Genomic DNA, 18,704 nt, shown 5'->3' with positions numbered 1-18,704 from the left:
GATGGCCAAAATCGCAGCTTCGGGCCGACTAGGCCTTCAAGGCGGTGGCATTTTAGCGTCTTCAGCAACTTGAGGACCCGCTGGCGAGAAAAGTTGGCGGGACGCAGAATACTCTTAGTCTGTCCCGGATGCTTAGCGAGTTATCAAGAACTTGCGCTTGACAAAGCCCGCGGGGCCAACTGCAAGGATACAGCCATCACCCCTTGTTTTCGGCACCGTCTTCCCGCACTACCTCCTCGTGGGGCTGTGCCTTTAATCCAGCCACTTCGGTCTCCAGCCGGGCCAGCCGTTTTTCCAGCGCGATGAGGTAGTCTCCCTGCGGATCGTCGATACCCAGGACGGCATCTTCCCACGATCGCCATTTTTCTCGAAAACGCTTTAACATTTCAAATCTCCATGGCATCAATTTTACAAATCGGCGCTTGCAGGCCCCACAGTATGAGCGAGCATCACGCCATTCGCTCCGAAAGGCGGATCACCTCTGCCGGTTGCCTCAAACCTGTGGCGACGACTGAAACTCTCAGCCGCCCTTCAAGCGCGTCATTGAATGTCGCGCCGACGACGATATTGGCGTCGTCATCGACTTCCTCGCGAACGCGTGTTGCGGCTTCGTCGACATCAAAAAGGGTCATGTCCGGCCCGCCGGAGATCGAGACGAGAAGGCCTTTTGCTCCCCTGACGGACGCTTCATCGAACAGTGGATTGGCAATCGCTGCCTCGGCGGCATGTCGGGCGCGAGCGTCTCCCGTTGCCTCGCCCGTGCCCATGACCGCTCGGCCCATGTCACGCATGACTGACCTTACATCGGCGAAGTCGAGATTGATCAATCCTTCCTTGACGATCAGATCGATGACGGAACTGACCCCGGCATGCAGCACATGATCTGCCATTTCGAATGCATCCGCGAAGGTCGTCTTCGCATCGGCAATCCGGAACAGGTTCTGATTGGGGATGACGATCACCGTGTCTGCGCATTCGCTGAGACGCTCGATCCCCTGCCGCGCTGTTCGCATTCGCTGGGTACCTTCGAATGTGAAGGGCATGGTGACGACGCCGACCGTCAGTATGCCTGCCTTGCGCGCAGCATGGGCGATAACCGGTGCGGCACCTGTTCCCGTTCCGCCCCCCATGCCCGCCGTCACGAAACACATATGGGTTCCGTGGAGGTGATCCATGATCTCGTGAATCGACTCTTCGGCGGCCGCCTGTCCAATATCGGCCAATGATCCGGCGCCAAGTCCCTCCGTGACGGTCGGGCCAAGCTGGATAAGCCGTGGCGCTTTTGACATGGACAAAGCCTGTGCATCGGTGTTCGCAACGATAAACTCCGCGCCCTCGAGATCGTGCATGATCATGTTGTTGACAGCATTGCCGCCGCCACCGCCGACGCCGATGACGGCAATCCTTGGCTTGAGGACCGTTATGCCGGGCGGTGAAACGATAGTCGTTGGTTGCATGGTGGGAGCGTCCTGGTGGAGACTTTGTTGAAAGGGGATTACGCGCCGGGGTTAATCAGCTAATGGCGTACGATTGCCTCTCCTCGGCCAGCGTCGAAACACTGCGCTGGCATTGACGCCACCGAAGCCGAAGCCATTGGATATCGCATATTCAACATCGAGAGGTCGGGCATCGTTTGCGACAAAGTCGATGCCATTGGCTTCAAGGTCCGGTGAACTGAGATTCAAGGTCGGGGGCGCGATCTGGTGCTGGAGCGCCAGGATCGTAAAAATAGCCTCAAGGCCGCCGGCTGCCCCCAGCAGGTGCCCCGTCGCCGACTTCGTGCCGCTGACAGCGATTGACTTCCTTTGGCCGAACAGGCTTTTGATTGCTCTGAGCTCTCCGAGATCTCCAACCGGGGTCGAAGTCGCATGTGCGTTCAGATGGCCGATTTCGTGCGGCGCGATACCCGCCTGCGCGATAGCGATTTGCATTGCCCTGCGGGCGCCGCTTCCATCTTCCGGCCCGGAGGTAATATGATGGGCGTCGGCGGTCGTTCCATATCCAACGAGTTCTGCTATCGGCGTCGCACCACGAGCAAGGGCGTGGCTCAACGCTTCAATGACGAGGATGCCTGCGCCTTCGCCCATAACGAAGCCGTCGCGCGCGGTGTCGAAGGGACGTGACGCTTTGGCCGGGGTCTCGTTAAAGCCTGTCGATAGTGATCTTGCTGCTGCGAAACCACCAAGGCTGACAACGTTCATACAGGCCTCAGTGCCACCACAAACCGCAATGTCGGCTTCATTGGATCTGATCAGTCGCGCTGCATCGCCAATCGCCTGAACGCCGGCAGCACATGCCGTCACCGGCGCTCCCAGCGGGCCTCTAAAGCCATGCCGGATAGAGACTTGTCCGGCAGCGAGATTCACGAGAAAGGATGGAATGGTAAAGGGTGAGAGGCGGCGGACGCCGCGTTGGTCGACGGTACGCACCGCCTCCGTTATCGCGGGAAAGCCACCGATGCCCGATGCGATGATTGTCGCCGTTCTCAGTTTTTCTTCTTCGGAAGCTGGCTTCCAGTTCGCCTGCGCAAGAGCCTCTTCCGCCGCTGCCAGCGCAAAGATGATGAAACGGTCGACCTTGCGTTGATCCTTCGAGGACAGGGTCCTATCAGGATCAAATCCTCCTTCAGGATCTTCTGCCAGAGAAGGGACCACGCCTCCGATTTTTGACGGCAAATCCCCGACGATGTCGTCACCCAGCCGACGGATCCCGCTTTTGCCAGCAAGGAGCCGAGACCAGGAGATATCGACATTCGCACCAAGGGGGCTGACGGCTCCCATTCCCGTGACAACGACACGACGCATTTGCATTCCACCTGTCTATGATCAAAAATTTGGCATGCCTTCGGCGTCCGACCGAATGACCGGTCGTGAACTTGGGACATGCGGTTTGCGCTATAATCGCTTGATACGCGTGCGGATTCGGCTGAGCCGTGACAGCTATCGGCGACGAATATCCAAAAACTGTCTGTTAGTCGCTGCGATCGCGGCCAGCAATGCGCCGGACCTCGCTCGCTGCCGCGTCGAGTACGCTCGTCGACAGCAGTTCATCCTCGATGATCCGCGACAGCGTCACCGCACCGACCATCATGGACAATATTGCCATGGCTTTTCCGCTTCGAGCTCTATCGTCACCCTCTCCGATGAGTTGTTCGAGCACCTCGAAATGCGCCCGGATACCATCTTCAAACGGGCGCCGAACTTCGGCGGTTTGACGCGCCGCGTCGGAGCCGAGAGCAACAAGCGGGCATCCTTCTGCCTTCTCGCCGCTATGATCTTTGGAGAGGTAGAAGCTGATGATCGATTCCAGGGGATCTGACGTGTCTGCTGCGGCATCAGACCACCTTCTCGTGGCGCTCTCGAGAGCACGCCGTGATGCGAGCGCCGCAAGATCGTCTTTCGATGCGAACTGTTTGTAGAATCCACCCTGGGTGAGGCCTGCACCCTTCATCAGGTCTTTCAGGCCGATACCGTCGAACCCATGCTCTCGAAACAACCGGCTGGCGACGTTTATCACCCTCTCGCGGTTTTCCTCTGCCTGTACGCGGCTCACTCTCATGTGGACCTCCAATTAGATTTCATTTGACATCTATATGTCTTTTAGAGTTAGAGTGCAATCTAATATTTTTGAACGGGCCGTCAAGAAGGGACGATGAAATGAAACGGAAACTTGTTGTCACTGCAGCAGCAGTGCTGGCGCTGGCCGCAGGCGGAGCCGCAGCACTGCTGCTTCCGGCGCAGGCACCCGAGGCAAAGGCTGCCGATCCCCGGACCTTGGCGCCACTGGTCAACCTCGCGACGGCCAGGCTCCCTGGTAATTCGAGCAGCAGCTTTACCGGAACCGTTGGTGCCAGGGTCCAGAGCAATCTCGGCTTTCGCGTTCCCGGAAAGATCGTTGAACGTTTTGTCGACGTCGGGGAGCAGGTAAGCGCCGGCCAGCCATTGATGAGGCTTGACGAGACCGATCTTCGCCTTGCTCTGACCGCCAAGCGAAACGCTGTCATCGCAGCACAGGCGACGTTTGTTCAAGCGAAAGCCGATGAGAAACGCTTTGCCGTGCTGGTGAAGACCTCTGCCGCCTCGACGCAGCAATATGAACGATCGAAGGCCCTGCTGGATACGGCGACGGCACAGTTGGCCGCCGCTCAGGCTGACGCAGATGTCGCGGAAAACGAAGCAAAATATGCGGTTCTTGTTGCCGATGCAGATGGAACCATTGTCGAGACGCTCGGGGAGCCGGGCCAGGTGGTAACCGCCGGGCAGCCGGTTGTGCGGCTCGCGAAGTCTGGTCCGCGCGAAGCAATTGTCTGGCTCCCTGAAACCATGCGCCCTGAAATCGGGGTTCAGGCTTCTGCATCGGTGTACGGCAGAAATAATGTGGAGAAGGCCGAGCTGCGCCAGATCTCCGATTCTGCCGATCAGCATACCCGCACCTATGAAACGCGTTGGGTGCTTGAAGGGGGGGCTGCGAATGCGCCCCTGGGGGCGACCGTTACCATCGAAATCGAGAACAGGGATGTGCAGAATCATGCCGAACTGCCGATAGGCGCCCTGTTGGATGACGGGACGCGGACAGGCGTCTGGGTGATCGATCAGCAATCGTCTGTCGTGAAGTTTCGTGATGTGAACGTGGAGCGGGTGGGCGAAGAGAATGTGATCGTGACTAACGTCAAGCCGGGAGAGCAGGTCGTTGCGCTTGGCGCACATCTTCTGAAGGATGGAGCGCAAGTTCGCAACAGCATTGGGACAAAAGAGGCGGCAAACTGATGAACCTCAATCTGTCCGCCCTTGCGGTTCGCGAACGCGCCGTCACGCTGTTCTTTATCGTCCTTCTGTCGCTTGCTGGCGTCTATGCCTTCGTCAAGCTGGGACGCGCTGAAGATCCCTCTTTTACCATCAAGACGTTGACGGTCACGACTGTCTGGCCGGGCGCAACCGCGCGCGAGATGCAGGATCTCGTCGCCGAGCCGCTGGAGAAGCGCATTCAGGAATTGGCCTGGTACGACCGGGTCGAGACAACGACGCGCCCCGGCTTTGCCTATCTTACCGTCACGCTCAAGGACAATACGCCGCCACGCGCTGTCGCCGAAGAATTTTATCAGGCGCGCAAGAAGCTCGGCGATGAAGCCAGAAACCTGCCGCAGGGTGTTCTGGGACCGTTCGTGAACGACGAATATTCCGACGTCAGCTTCGGCCTTTACGCTCTCAAGGCGCAGGGCATGCCGATGCGCGATCTCGTCCGGGAAGCGGAAAAGATCAGGCAGGACATGCTTCATGTTCCCGGCGTGAAGAAGATCAACATTCTCGGCGAACAGCCGGAGCAGATATTCGTAGAGTTCTCCTATGAGAAGCTCGCCACGCTCGGCATATCACCTCAGGACATTGCCGCAGCGCTTCAACGGCGCAATACCGTTACGCCCGCTGGCTCGATAGATACGCAGGGTCCGCAGGTCTTCATTCGTCTCGACGGTGCCTATGACAGTGTTCAGTCTATCGCTGATACGCCCATCGTCGCTTCCGGCCGTGCGTTCAAGCTTTCCGATATTGCTGAGGTACGCCGGGGTTATCAGGAGCCGGCAAGCTATGTCATCCGTCATGACGGCGAGCCGGCCATCATGCTTGGCGTGGTCATGCAGCAGGGCTGGAATGGTCTGGAGCTTGGCAAGGCGTTAGAGCAACGCTCCGGCCAGATTGCACAGTCATTACCCCTTGGCATAACACTGACGAAGGTCAGCGATCAGGCCGTCAACATTGACGCGGCGGTGGGTGAATTCATGGTGAAGTTCGCCATGGCCCTCGGCGTCGTGCTCTTCGTCAGTCTCATTGCGCTCGGCTGGCGGGTGGGCATCGTTGTGGCTCTGGCCGTTCCGCTGACGCTCGCTGTGGTCTTCATCATCATGCTCGAGACGGGGCGGTTCTTCGACCGCATCACGCTCGGTGCATTGATCCTCGCACTTGGCCTGCTTGTCGATGACGCCATCATCGCCATCGAGGTGATGGTCGTGAAAATGGAAGAGGGCATGGACCGCATCAAGGCGGCTGCCTATGCCTGGAGCCATACAGCGGCACCGATGCTGTCGGGCACGCTTGTGACCATTATCGGCTTGATGCCGGTCGGTTTCGCCGCCTCTGCGGCGGGTGAATATGCCGGCAATATCTTCTGGATCGTCGGTTTCGCACTGATTGTTTCCTGGTTCGTGGCGGTGATCTTTACGCCCTATCTCGGTGTAAAGCTGTTGCCCGATATCAAGCCGGTGGCAGGCGGTCATCATGCGATTTACGATACGCCGAACTACAGACGCCTGCGCGGTGCGATTGAATTCACCGTCAAGCACAAGTTCCTGACCTGTGCCGTGGTCGGCATCGTCATGGCGCTCTCGGTCGTCGGTATGGGTGCGGTGAAGCAGCAGTTCTTCCCCACATCGGACCGCCCTGAGGTTCTCGTCGAAGTCCGCATGCCAGAAGGCACGAGCATCGAAACGACGACAGCCACGGTCAAGAAGCTCGAGGCCTGGTTGAAGCAGCAGCCCGAAACGAAGATCGCGACCAGTTACATCGGCCAGGGTGCGCCCCGCTTCTTCTTCGCCATGGCGCCCGAACTGCCCGATCCTGCCTTTGCGAAGATCGTTGTGCTGACATCCGACGCCCACGAGCGTGAGGTGCTGAAACTTCGTCTGCGGGAAGCCATTGCGCAAGGGCTGGCGCCCGAGGCATTCGTGCGCGTCACGCAACTCGTCTTTGGCCCGTACACGCCATTCCCCGTCGAGTTTCGGATCAAAGGACCGGACGCGGAAGAGCTGTACAAAATCTCCGAGCAGGCACTTGCTCTCATGAGCTCTGTACCTGACGTCAGAAATGCCAACCGCGATTGGGGTAACCGCACACCCGTCGTCCGGTTCGTTCCTGATCAGGATCGCCTGAACCTCATCGGCATGTCGTCCGCCGAGGCTGCCCAGCAGATACAGCTCCTGCTGAGTGGTGTTCCCGTCACGCAAGTTCGTGAGAACATCCGAAACGTTCCTGTCGTGGCGAGAAGTGCCGGTGAAATCCGCCTCGATCCTGCAAGGCTAGCCGACTTCTCGCTCGTGACAAGAGACGGCCGTGCGATCCCGCTCGATCAGATCGGCCACACGGAGGTGCGCTTCGAAGAGCCGATCCTCAAGCGTCGTGACAGAACGCCTGTGGTGACGGTCCGATCCGACATTAACGAGGCGACCCAACCGCCGGAGGTTTCGCTACAGGTGATGACCTCTCTTCAGCCGCTCATTGCATCTATGCCCGCTGGCTACACGATCGAGATGGGTGGCAATATAGAGGAATCACTCAAGGCGAATACTGCCCTGGTGAAGGTGTTCCCACTGATGATCGCAGCGACCCTGATCGTCATCATCCTTCAGGTCCGCAGCCTGTCGACGATGACGATGGTGATGCTGACGGCACCGCTCGGTCTTGCAGGCGTCGTGCCGACCCTGATCCTGTTCAACCAGCCTTTCGGTTTTAACGCGATCCTGGGTCTTATCGGCCTGGCGGGCATCCTCATGCGCAACACGTTGATCCTCACCGAGCAGATCAAGGAGAACAAGGCTGCGGGTCTGGACGACTATCATGCCGTGATTGAGGCTACGGTGCAGCGAACGAGGCCCGTCATCCTGACAGCGCTTGCCGCGGTCCTCGCCTTCATTCCTCTCACGCATTCGGTTTTCTGGGGTTCGATGGCCTACACGCTTATCGGCGGAACGGCGGTGGGCACGCTCATCATCCTGCTCTTCCTGCCGGCACTCTATGCTGCATGGTTCCGCGTCAAGCCGCCCAAGGCAGAAATGCATCCGACGTAGCACGGGAATACGGAAACAGCTCAACATTCGCTTGCTGCGGAATAGCCAACCCGCGCCTCCGCAGCAGATGATGCTGCGGAGGGGTCATACTCCTTTGGCGAGAGTGGCGTGTGTTTTGTGTGCCCACTGAACCCTTTCGGAAGCCATGTCTTCGTCCCGCTTCAATCCTGCCAATGAGGAGCCTTTCCATGAACCCCGTCGTATCCATTTTCAAACATCCTCCGGACGGGGGTAGAGGATATCACCGGGATATGCGCGTCAGGTGGGCTCTCGAGGAAGTCGGCCAGCCTTACACTCTACGGCACCTGGCTTTTTCCGAGATGCGCCGCACCGAATATCTGGAAAAGCAGCCGTTCGGCCAGATGCCGATCTACCAGGAGGGCGATCTCATTCTTTTCGAATCCGGTGCGATCGTGCTTCACATAGCACAGCGTTTCGGCGGCCTCCTTCCCGATGAAGCGAATGCGTGCTCGCGTTCCATCATGTGGATGTTTGCAGCAGTTAATACGATCGAACCCTGTATCGCCTCCGGCAGCGTTGGTCATCTCAGTCAGCGGCTCCAGCAACTGGGCGATACGCTTGGAGGGAAAGAGTGGCTTGAGGGGGGCTCAGTTCAGCGCCGGTGATCTCATGATGGTGAGCGTACTGCGGCCGCTCAAGCACTCTGATATTCTGCTGGATAGTCCGGGCTTGCAGGACTACGTCGAAAGAGGCGAGCAACGATCCGCGTTCCAGCGTGCGCTGGGCAATCCATCAGTGGACAGGCGAACGGCGTGACTTGATGGCATAAGCATCCCTCACACCTGTCACTCCTCAGGCAAGAACCGCCGCATTAACTCGACCGCTGTTTCCCGCGTCGAGGCGATTCACCCACATGTCGTGTCGACTGACCATCCGCCTCCTCAATTTCTGCAAATGCGTTTTATTTAGCTTGCAATCTAATGGAATTATAGATTGCAAGCGAAATCTAAATTGATTTCTAATCCAACACTAATTTTGGAGAGCGTAGATGTCGAGAGACAAGATTGTTGTGGTGACCGGAGCATCCTCGGGTATAGGGCAGGCGACCGTGAGGTTGCTGTCCCAGAATGGGTTCAAGGTCTTTGCAGGATCGCGCAATCCGGACAAAAGTGGACCGGTTCCTGGTGTCGAGTACGGACGTCTCGATGTGGACAATGACGAGTCGGTGAGGCAATTCATCGATTGGGGATCTGTCCCGTTCAGGTCGGATTGATGTCGTGGTGAACAATGCAGGCGTCTCTCTTGTCGGGCCGGTCGAAGGCACGTCGGACGATGAGGCGAAGGCCCTTTTTGAAACCAAACTCTTTGGCTCACTGCGCACGAGCGGTATTGCCTGCGATGCGTCAGCAGAATTCCGGCCTGATTGTTAATGTCAGCTCGGTCCTCGGCTTCCTCCCCGCACCTTATATGGGCCTTTATGCCAGCAGCAAGCATGCCCTGGAGGGACTGTCTGAAACGCTTGACCACGAAGTTCGGCAATTCAACATTCGCTCTGTCCTAGTTGAGCCGACGTTCACGAGAACAAGTCTCGATGTCAATGCGAAGCAGACGGAGACGCGCATTGACGACTACGCTCATCAATTAGCCACATCCAATGAGGCCGTTCTCGCCGCCATTAGGACAGCAAGCAGTCCTCAGACTGTGGCTGCCGAAATCATGTTAGCAATCACTGGTCCTCATAAAATGCGCAGGCCGGTTGGAAACAAGGCAACACTCCTCAGTCGTCTGAGGCGGTTTGTTCCAGCAAAGGCATTGGATATCGGCATCAGGAAAACGTTTGGGATCTCCGAGGTGTAAAACAGAGCTTCAGCGCAAGCTCGAAAAGCCAGTTTAACAAGCTTATGTCACTTATAAGCACAACATACTGGAAGCCTGTCGTCACTCCTTTGCTCCACCTTGGCCTCGGCAGTACGGGCGTGACCTGTCCGCATCCAGCGACAAAAGAAAGTCGGGTGAAATACGTCGAATGTGCCTTCCGCCTGTCGCTCGCATAGGTAAAAATAGGTGCAAAGTCCGCGGAGCGAACGAGGGACAATATGCTATTTGGGTTAGGACTGAATGAAACTACGAAGAGACTCCTAGAACTACGCGAGCGAAGCGAACTCGAGCGAGCGATTGCACGCATAGAGCAAGGGACTTCGCAAGAAAACGCTAGCAAACTTTACCAATTGAAGTTGGCGTTATCTCGCCTGGAACGTCGACTAGACCAATCCAGTTCAGAGTTAGAGAGCTAGCCAGCCGACTCACCGAGCATAGGATAATCTTTCGCAACGGAGAACCATTGTCTGCCTAACGCAGATACCCAAACGCCAAGGCACCTCGGCATTTCGACATGCTGTTGATCGGGATTAAGAAAAGACCCGGCGTTTCTAACGAGAATTGACCCGCCTCCGCGGTATCAATCGCATCCCTGCTCTTTCCGCTTCGGAGCCTTGCTCTCCCTAGGCCCGGTGGAGAATGGTGGGGAGAGGCCACCGATCCCCCGGTACAAACAGGCGCCGCCGATCTGCCCGCAAACCCTGCCTCGACGAGTCCGGCTGCCACAGCCGGGACTGGTTACACAGCGCCCATCGGATCGCGACGCCATCTTTACGTACATTGAGGCAGATCATCCTGCCGCCGCCGTTCTGATCGATGAGCGGATTGTCGCTTCTACCCGTCGTTTACTCGATTTTCCTGCCAGTGGGCGCGTGGGCAGCATTGCTGGCACACGCGAAATCGTTATCAAGGGGACGCCCCACATCACTGAAACGACATTCGAATTCTTCAAGTGCTTCATGGCGCACAGGAATGGCCAGAACATATGATTCCTATCAAGAGCTCAGCTATCAGCGCCCCAGAGCTCCTCGCCGGAAGTCTAGTGAGGAATATTCGCGGAAGGATAAAGCGCCGCGCCAACCTTCTGAGCCGCAGCCGCGAGGCGGTTATCCCTCGTCCACAAGCTTGATCGTTGATCGAGGAGGGTTGAGGTCAACAGATGGACATCAGTATAGCCGATTCCCATGCTGAATACCGAATAGCGGTCAATGACGGTCATCACCTCTGCATGTGTCGCGACGACTGCCTCACGCTGAGCTGCGAGAAACGCTAGTACCGCATCCCGATCTCGCAGACTGCCCAGAGCCAGCTCGCCGACAACGAACGGGTGGCAAAGCAACTGATCATCTCCGATGATTTTGGTCAACTCCGAGCCGCCGTGTCGAAAATGATCAATCCAGATTGAGCTGTCGACAAGGATCACATGCTCACTTCGCTCCGGCGGCGAGGCGCTACTTCGGCCTCGGGCATAGTACCGCCAAGAGCAATCAGCCGTTTGCCGGATTCGACTCGTACCAAAGTCTCGAGTGCTTGACGCACCAGCGCCGCCGTTTCCTTCGTGCCTGTAAGAGACTTGGCACGTTCCATGAGCTTGTCGTCAAGACTGATAGTCGATCGCATAGTTGGCTCCCAAATTTTGATACGATTCTAGCACCAGTTGGTGCCATGATCCACGCCTCACGAGCGGTCCATTGCCACCAGACCTATCGCGGGTCACAGGTGCGTATCCCATCAAGGCGTTAGGACTTCAGACACATGCTGATCGCCACGCCCGTCACGCCGTAATATCCGCGGCGTTGCTCCCATTTGTTCTTAGCATCGCCTGACGGATTTGTTGCCGCAACCATGCGCAGCCAAGATCGCTTTCCATATGAAGCGGCCAAACCATTGCCACGGGCGGAAAAGAAAGTGCCAGTGGCACCGGGCTGACCTCAAGTCCCAACAGCGGCCCATAACGAAGCGCGTTGCGCGAAGATACGGTGGAAATCACCGCAGACGAGCGCGCCGTGGCCAATATCGACATGAAATCGGGAGCCGCCGCCACCACTTCCAGCTCTACACCCGCATGCTCAGAGCATCCTTGACGCAGCCATGCAGGCTGTCGGTCTGCGAGATCACCGCAAGTTGTGCGGCCAAATAGTCATCCATGCTCACCGGGTTGGTAAGCGTTAGCAATTGCGGATTGAAACAGCACAATACGCTGGATTGATAAAGCGGTTCGCAATGGTGCCGTGAGTCCGGCAGGTAACTGCACCCTACAGACAGATCGATGACGCCCGCATCCATCATCCCATCGACTTCTGCCGCATCGCCATCTCGGGCCAGAATACGAATACCCGGGGGACATCCCGCAACCGCGCTGTCAGATCGGGCAGCAATAGCAGTTCCACCTCGCTGGAAAGCCCCAGCCGGAATGTTCGACGTTCGGTCGCCGGATCGAAGGCATCCGCCATCAACATCGCCGCTTGCGCCTGTCGCAGAGCCTGCCGCACCGGGCCAGACAAATTGAGCGCCCGCGCCGTCGGCTTCATCAGCTGCCCGACACGGATGAACAGCATCCTGAAACAGCGTGCGAAGGGTGCCTATGTTATGGCTCATGGCGGGCTGCTGGATTTTCAATCGTTGTGTGTGCTGCGCGCGTTACACTCATCTCTTCCATCATCGCATCGAAGGCGACGAGAAGATTTAGGTCGAAGGAACGAAGATTGAAATGATCGATGACCTGCATGAGTTGTATCGCTTCGACGGCGGAGATGCCAAACATAACAGTTCAGGGTGTCGGTGCATCACGCAGCACAACCCTTTCAGGGTGGCTAACGAACATGCTCTTAGCCTCCTGTGTGAATGGCAAATCTTGCCTCTGATCGGATTATGCCTTTTATTGAAGCATCTGCCTGATAGCCTCGACAATCTGATCTTCCCGGTACGGCTTGGCGAAAAACACCGTTTCAGCAGGAATCCGCCAGCCAGGGTCCTCGATATGTCCCGAAACCACGATCACCTTGATTGGCGGCCACCTATCACGAATGATGGCCGCAAGGCGCATGCCGTCGACGCCACGCGGCATATCGACGTCAGTAAACACAATGCGAATATCGTCGCGTTCCTCCAGAATGGCCACGGCTTCTGTCGCATCTGCCGCGGCAAGCGTTTGATATCCTGCCGCTTCAACGAGGTCGACGGCAGCCAGACGCAACAGCGGTTCGTCTTCGACTACCAGGATGATCGCAACGTTGTTCGTAATCTCAGCCATCATCATGATTGCCTCAGCTGTGAAACCAATGCTTGCATCGTCACTCGCAATCCATCCGGATAGTAATTGATTTCTGCGCCGCCTGTTCCCATCAATCCAAGTCGTATGAGTTTTGAGCCAAAACCTTTACCCGAGGGAGCAACAAGCGGGGGGCCATTGTGCTCGTTCCAGTCAAGAACAAGCGCAGTGTCTCCGTTGCCCTCTTGCGTTGTCCAACGAACCGTAACCGTGCCCGCATCGTTCGACCATGCCCCATATTTCAGGGCGTTGGTGCCAAGTTCATGCATCAATAGAGCCAGCGAAAGAGCCGAGCGCGGTCCAAGCTCCAGGTCTGGACCAGACATCGAGTAACGCTCGGGTAGTGACAGCTGACGAAGAACGGAATCAATGACGGCCACCATACGCGCGGAAGACCAATCCTGCCCCAGCAGAACCTCATGCGCTTTGGAGAGCGCGTGGAGACGGTTCGTAAATGCCTCGACTGGCCGTCGATCTGTCACTGGCCGCAAGGTCTGCGTTGCAATCGCCTGGACCATTGCCATCGTGTTCTTCAGGCGATGACTGATCTCGTGGTTCAGAACCTGCTGTTCCTGTTCGGCCCGGATCCTCGAGATGGCTTCGCGCGTGCGATCAGCGATCGTGCGGACAAAATCGCGCTCTTCCGTCGTGAAGTCATGGGGCCTGTCGTAGTGAACGAACATCACTCCAACAAACGCACCGTGCTCAATGATCGGGACATTGACGAGAACGGATATTCCTATCGAATGAAACAGCTTTGCCGAGTCTGACGTTCGGGGATCTTTCGCCACGTCTGGGATAATAACCGTCTCGCCGAGCTTGAGATTCTCGATGTACGACCCGTAGTTTCGAAACTGGTGTAGGCCAGAGACGGTAGAAACCCCTTCTGCCCGCCAGTCTGGCAGCATTTCAACGGTCTCGGCAATCGGATCCACAACGCCGTAGCCTGCCCTTGTGGCGCCTGCCAGATTGCGCGCCATGATCTCGGCTGCGGCAAATGCCACATCAGTGACACCGTGTAGCTCGCGAATTTTCTCACCCAGCTCCAGAAATGCCAGTTGCCGGTCTTCCGCAACTTTTTGCGCCGTCGCATTCCGTGCGACCTTGATAAAGCCTGAAATCGATGAGGCACCGCGGCTTGGAAGCGGGCGAAGGGTTCCGTCGAGAAACACCTTAGCTCCGTCCGCTGTCTGATGCCATCGCCGATCAACTGCGACGCCTTCTGTAGCGGCTTTGCGCACTTCCAAAGCCGGAATGTCTGCCGCTCGATCCTCCTCCGTAAAGATCTCCGCGAACGGCCGGCCGATCATCTCCGCTTCAGACCAACCAAACGTCTCCTGCGCCCCGCCAAACCAGCTGCTGATGCGGTGCTCGTTATCGACTGTCAGAATTGTATAGTCTTTTGCGCCCTCGACGATGAGCCGCAGTTCTGTCTCACTTTCCTGAAGTGCCTCCAGTGCCCGCATGCGGTCAGTCACCTCGACAAAGATGATGACAAACTTGTCGCGGCCTGTCGCTTGCACGTACCCATCAAACCAGCGACCAAGCGAACCGACTTTTCGGGTAAACCGCTTGTTTTGGCCGGTACCGAACACATCGGCGACGTCGGAGATCCACTCTTTCTCAAAACTCGGAAAGATCTGACGCATCGTCCTGCCGGAAACGTGTTGGTCGGGATAGCCTACCAGTTTACTCCAGGCGGGGTTGACCGTTTCATATCGCCAGTCGACGATCTTGCCGTCTGTATCGCGAACGACTGAGCCAACGACAATGCCTTCCTCAAGCTGCTCAAACAACCAACTCCATCGCCGCTCGGAGAGAAAAGTGGCAATCTGGTTCGAAACCACCTTTCCGATCCGACTGAGCAGTTCGAGCTCGCTCTGAGTCCACGTGCGCGGCTCACCATCGATCGCAGCCAGCGCCCCGATCACCATTCCGTCCGGCAATGTGACTGGAACCCCCATGTAAGAGATTACGCCCAGATCCGTAATCGCCAGATTATCCCGAACAAGATCGTGGATCGTCGCGTCACCTATGATCAGAGGTTGTTTGTCACGCACGACATGTTGGCAAAACGAGTGCGTCAGGGGGGTCTCAGCTGCCGCGGCCCATTTTTCCGGCAAACCGAGGTGAGCGATGAATACCTGGCGATCTTCGTCAAGGATCGACACAAGCGCCACGGGACAGTTCAGCCCCGCTTTGACGACCTCGATGATGTCCTGGAATTCCGACTGAACCGGAGCTTCAAGCAGACCTGACTCTCGAACCGCGCCGACGCGCTCTGACGGTGTACTCACTGGGTTTCCTTAACCGCAAACGCGGAATAATCATGCAGCAAGTGCTGCAAGAACGGTGGGTGAGAGGACAAGGCTCGGCGGCGGAACTGCCGACGGCGGCCTTCCATCGACAACCCCTTGAAGAAATTGCATGGCATTCTGCAGCCCGTTTATTGTGTAAGGCTTTTCGATGGCTCCGAGTGCCCCGGCGAAGTCTTCAGGGATACGCTTGAGATTACCGGACACAAAAACGAAAGGTATTTTTATTTCCGAAAGGTAGCGGCCGACATCGATACCTGTCGGGCCGTCGAGCAACTGGATATCGACGAAAGCAAATTGCGGCGAGGTCGCGTCGGCAAGTTCGATGGCTTCGCGGCTATCGGCAGCCGTCCCGACCACATGATGACCGGCGTCCTCCACTTCGCTTTCCAGTTCCATCGCCAGCAGGACTTCGTCCTCGACAATCAAAATATTCAAGGCAAATCCTTTCAGTCCTTCACGGACAAGGTGACGCAGACGTCTGTTTTGTGACCGGTAATCTTGCGGTCGATCTTGGCACGAAGTTGCAGGAGACAGGCCTGCAGCATCTTCTGACTGAACGCAGCCTCCTCTTTGTCCACCTCCACTGGCGAAACAGTGTCGACAACCCGAATCAAAAAGTGCCCGTTAAGCCGCCTTATTTCGAGATGGATGTCGCCACCGCCATCGCTCAAACCCCTGCGGATCGCGTCGCCGACGAGTTCGTTGATGATCAGGGCAAGGGGAGATGCCTTAGTCGCTGGAACGACGACTTCGTGAAGATCCGTCGTCAGCTGAATATCCGAGCGCTTGAGCGCACCTATCTTGTCAAGCATCAGGGTGTTTGCGAAATCTGCGACGTCGAAATACCCTACCTCTTCGTCGTTAAGAAGCTTACGCTGGACCGTGCTTAAAGCCTCGACCCGATTGAGCACTGACATGAGTGTTCGCTCAACGACATCATTCTCAGTCATACGCGCTTGAAGTTTCACAATCGATGCAATCGTCAGCAGGTTGTTTTTCACCCTATGATCGACCTCGTGCACCAGAGCCGTTTTAGCGCGAAGGGCATCCGTCAGATCCGCGGTGCGCAACGCTACTTCCTCTTCGGCGGTATGACGTGCTTGGGCGAGTTCCGCTTCCTTGCTCTTGATATTTGTGAAGTCGAGTTGCGAGGCAAAGAAATAGATCACCGTTCCCGAGGCATCGCGAACCGGACTGACAAAAAGGGCGTTCCAGAATTCCGAGCCATCCTTCCGGTAATTGAGGATATCGATTGACAGATCCTGCTCTGCTGTAATGGCTTGGCGAAGCTTCTGTACAGCCTCCGGATCGGTATTCGGTCCCTGAAGGAGACGGCAGTTCTTTCCGATTAACTCCTCGTTGGAATAGCCAGTCAGCTTGGAGAAAGCCGTATTACAGAAGATGATCGGATTGTCAGGTTGACGCGGATCGGTGATGAGCATCGGCATACGCGTGGCTTTGAATGCCGCCGCGAACGGGTCTTCAGAAGCGTGACCAGCAACGAGACGGTTCCCTGCGTCCCTGGCATCTTGTCGGGTCTGAGCATCATCTGTCATTTGGAGTCCTGATTTTGCAGCACCCAATAATGTACAGCTCACATATTGGTTCCACAGTAGGAGCTCGTTTGGCATTAAAGTGTCTCTTCACCCGTGCGCATCTGTTATGGCGCTTCGCCAGATGTGTTCGACGCTCGCTTAGGCGCCGCCGCACCGGTGAATACAGTGAAGCCCCGCATTCGAGCGGAGCCTCTTGTTAGGTGCGGGTGGGCAACAGTGGATGAGCCTACCCCACAATTGGGGCAGGCCAAAGCTCACCTAGAAGTCCATGCCCGGACCAGCGGGCAGGGCGGGAGCGGCATCCTTTGGCTTTTCGGCGATCATCGCTTCCGTCGTGACCAGCAGGCCGGCGACAGAGGCCGCATCCTGCAGGGCGGTGCGAACCACCTTGGCCGGATCGATAACACCTTGGGCATAGAGATCACCATATTCGCCCGTTTGGGCGTTCCACCCAAACGACAGATCTGTCTTTTCCCGGAGCTTTCCGACGACGATCGAACCTTCGGCGCCGGCATTTTCAGCAATCTGTCGCACAGGTGCCTCGATTGCCCGGCGAACGATCTCGATACCAACGCGCTGATCGTCGTTCGCTGTCGCCAGGCCCTCAAGCGCTTTCACCGCCCGCAGGAGCGCCACGCCCCCGCCGGGCAGGATACCCTCCTCGACGGCTGCGCGGGTTGCATGAAGGGCGTCATCGACGCGGTCCTTCTTCTCTTTCACCTCGACTTCGGTCGAGCCGCCGACGCGAATGACGGCGACACCGCCTGCGAGCTTCGCAAGACGCTCCTGCAGCTTTTCGCGGTCGTAGTCGGATGTCGTCTCGTCGATCTGAACACGGATCTGAGCCACGCGGCCGTCAATCTCGGCCTTGGAACCGGCGCCATCGATGATGGTCGTGTTTTCCTTCTCGATCGCGACCTTCTTGGCGCGGCCGAGTATGTTCAACGTGACGTTCTCCAGCTTGATGCCGACGTCTTCGGAGATGACGGTGCCCCCGGTTAGGATCGCGATGTCTTCCAGCATCGCCTTGCGGCGATCGCCGAAGCCCGGAGCCTTAACCGCGGCAATCTTCAGGCCACCACGCAACTTGTTGACGACGAGCGTTGCGAGCGCTTCACCTTCTACGTCTTCAGCGATGATCAGCAGCGGCTTGCCGGACTTCACCACGGATTCGAGTATCGGCAGCAAAGACTGCAGATTGGAGAGCTTTTTCTCATGGATGAGAATGTAAGGCTCCTCGAGTTCGACCCGCATCTTGTCCTGATTGGTAACGAAGTAGGGCGACAGATAACCCCGGTCGAACTGCATCCCTTCGACGACTTCCAGCTCGGTCTCGGCAGTCTTGGCTTCCTCGACGGTGATCACACCTTCATTGCCGACCTTCTCCATCGCTTCAGCGAGATACTTGCCAATCTCGTCGTCACCATTGGCCGAAATCGTTCCAACCTGAGCGATTTCCGAATTGCTGGTAATTTTGCGGGCGTTCGCTTTCAGCTCTTTAACGACTGCATCCACTGCGATATCGATGCCGCGCTTCAGATCCATCGGATTCATGCCCGACGCAACCGCCTTGGCGCCTTCTTTAACGATCGCCTGGGCAAGAACAGTTGCGGTGGTAGTACCGTCGCCGGCGAGATCGTTGGTCTTTGACGCAACTTCGCGCAGCATCTGGGCGCCCATGTTTTCGAACTTGTCTTCGAGTTCGATTTCCTTGGCGACCGAAACGCCGTCTTTGGTAATGCGCGGCGCGCCGAACGACTTGTCGATGACCACATTGCGGCCCTTCGGGCCGAGCGTGACCTTCACGGCATTGGCAAGAACATCGACCCCACGCAGCATGCGTTCGCGAGCATCGGTGTTGAATTTGACTTCTTTTGCAGCCATTT

Annotated in this window: 13 protein-coding genes and 3 pseudogenes; 4 read left to right on the top strand and 12 right to left on the bottom strand. The window is 57.0% G+C overall.

The features are described from left to right. Nucleotides 1–196 precede the first annotated feature (196 nt). The 4 genes from FY156_28275 to FY156_28260 form a co-directional block, all read right to left on the bottom strand. Nucleotides 197–385, bottom strand: a complete 189-nt coding sequence (locus FY156_28275) for a hypothetical protein (GenBank protein ID UXS05447.1) — start codon at nucleotides 383–385, stop codon at nucleotides 197–199. 64 nt (nucleotides 386–449) lie between these two features. Beyond that, nucleotides 450–1,457, bottom strand: a complete 1,008-nt coding sequence (gene ftsZ / locus FY156_28270; GenBank protein ID UXS05446.1) for a cell division protein FtsZ — start codon at nucleotides 1,455–1,457, stop codon at nucleotides 450–452. Nucleotides 1,458–1,508: 51 nt separating this feature from the next. Further along, nucleotides 1,509–2,804, bottom strand: a complete 1,296-nt coding sequence (gene fabF / locus FY156_28265) for a beta-ketoacyl-ACP synthase II (protein UXS05445.1) — start codon at nucleotides 2,802–2,804, stop codon at nucleotides 1,509–1,511. A 166-nt stretch (nucleotides 2,805–2,970) separates the two neighbouring features. After that, a complete protein-coding gene (locus FY156_28260; GenBank protein ID UXS05444.1) occupies nucleotides 2,971–3,558 on the bottom strand; it encodes a TetR/AcrR family transcriptional regulator in 588 nt (195 codons plus the stop codon). A gap of 98 nt (nucleotides 3,559–3,656) precedes the next feature. Between FY156_28260 and FY156_28255 the strand changes: the two genes are divergently transcribed. The 4 genes and pseudogenes from FY156_28255 to FY156_28240 all read left to right on the top strand — a co-directional run bounded on the left by FY156_28255 (nucleotide 3,657) and on the right by FY156_28240 (nucleotide 9,652). Next, entirely contained in the window at nucleotides 3,657–4,766 is a 1,110-nt protein-coding gene (locus tag FY156_28255) for an efflux RND transporter periplasmic adaptor subunit (protein ID UXS05443.1), read from the top strand. Then, complete coding sequence (locus FY156_28250; GenBank protein UXS05442.1) at nucleotides 4,766–7,834, top strand: efflux RND transporter permease subunit; 3,069 nt, start codon at nucleotides 4,766–4,768, stop codon at nucleotides 7,832–7,834. Before FY156_28255 ends, FY156_28250 begins: the two co-directional genes overlap by 1 nt. Before the next feature lie 188 nt (nucleotides 7,835–8,022). Further along, nucleotides 8,023–8,611 (top strand): annotated as a pseudogene (locus FY156_28245) (glutathione S-transferase family protein). Between the two features lie 232 nt (nucleotides 8,612–8,843). Next, nucleotides 8,844–9,652: pseudogene (locus tag FY156_28240) on the top strand (SDR family NAD(P)-dependent oxidoreductase). A 1,060-nt stretch (nucleotides 9,653–10,712) separates the two neighbouring features. Here the strand turns inward: FY156_28240 and FY156_28235 are convergent. The 8 genes and pseudogenes from FY156_28235 to groL all read right to left on the bottom strand — a co-directional run bounded on the left by FY156_28235 (nucleotide 10,713) and on the right by groL (nucleotide 18,702). After that, nucleotides 10,713–11,096, bottom strand: coding sequence for a type II toxin-antitoxin system VapC family toxin (locus FY156_28235; protein ID UXS05441.1), 384 nt, complete (start codon nucleotides 11,094–11,096; stop codon nucleotides 10,713–10,715). Further along, complete coding sequence (locus FY156_28230) at nucleotides 11,093–11,293, bottom strand: type II toxin-antitoxin system VapB family antitoxin (GenBank protein ID UXS05440.1); 201 nt, start codon at nucleotides 11,291–11,293, stop codon at nucleotides 11,093–11,095. The genes FY156_28235 and FY156_28230 overlap by 4 nt, the downstream gene beginning before the upstream one ends. A 154-nt stretch (nucleotides 11,294–11,447) precedes the next feature. Then, nucleotides 11,448–12,401: pseudogene (locus tag FY156_28225) on the bottom strand (LysR family transcriptional regulator). Between the two features lie 150 nt (nucleotides 12,402–12,551). After that, complete coding sequence (locus FY156_28220) at nucleotides 12,552–12,926, bottom strand: response regulator (protein UXS05439.1); 375 nt, start codon at nucleotides 12,924–12,926, stop codon at nucleotides 12,552–12,554. 2 nt (nucleotides 12,927–12,928) lie between these two features. Next, a complete protein-coding gene (locus FY156_28215) occupies nucleotides 12,929–15,241 on the bottom strand; it encodes a GAF domain-containing protein (GenBank protein UXS05438.1) in 2,313 nt (770 codons plus the stop codon). A gap of 30 nt (nucleotides 15,242–15,271) precedes the next feature. Continuing rightward, nucleotides 15,272–15,697, bottom strand: coding sequence for a response regulator (locus tag FY156_28210; protein UXS05437.1), 426 nt, complete (start codon nucleotides 15,695–15,697; stop codon nucleotides 15,272–15,274). Between the two features lie 11 nt (nucleotides 15,698–15,708). After that, nucleotides 15,709–16,818 carry a PAS domain-containing protein gene (locus tag FY156_28205; protein UXS05614.1) on the bottom strand — a complete coding sequence of 370 codons (1,110 nt, stop codon included), beginning with the start codon at nucleotides 16,816–16,818 and terminating at the stop codon, nucleotides 15,709–15,711. 258 nt (nucleotides 16,819–17,076) lie between these two features. Continuing rightward, nucleotides 17,077–18,702, bottom strand: a complete 1,626-nt coding sequence (gene groL / locus FY156_28200; protein UXS05436.1) for a chaperonin GroEL — start codon at nucleotides 18,700–18,702, stop codon at nucleotides 17,077–17,079. Nucleotides 18,703–18,704: the final 2 nt, after the last annotated feature.

Origin of the sequence: Agrobacterium tumefaciens, from assembly GCA_025559845.1 — a bacterium.
Classification (GTDB): Bacteria; Pseudomonadota; Alphaproteobacteria; order Rhizobiales; family Rhizobiaceae; genus Agrobacterium.
The sequence above is the reverse complement of the archived record's forward strand: the minus strand, read 5'-3'. Positions and strand labels throughout refer to the sequence as shown.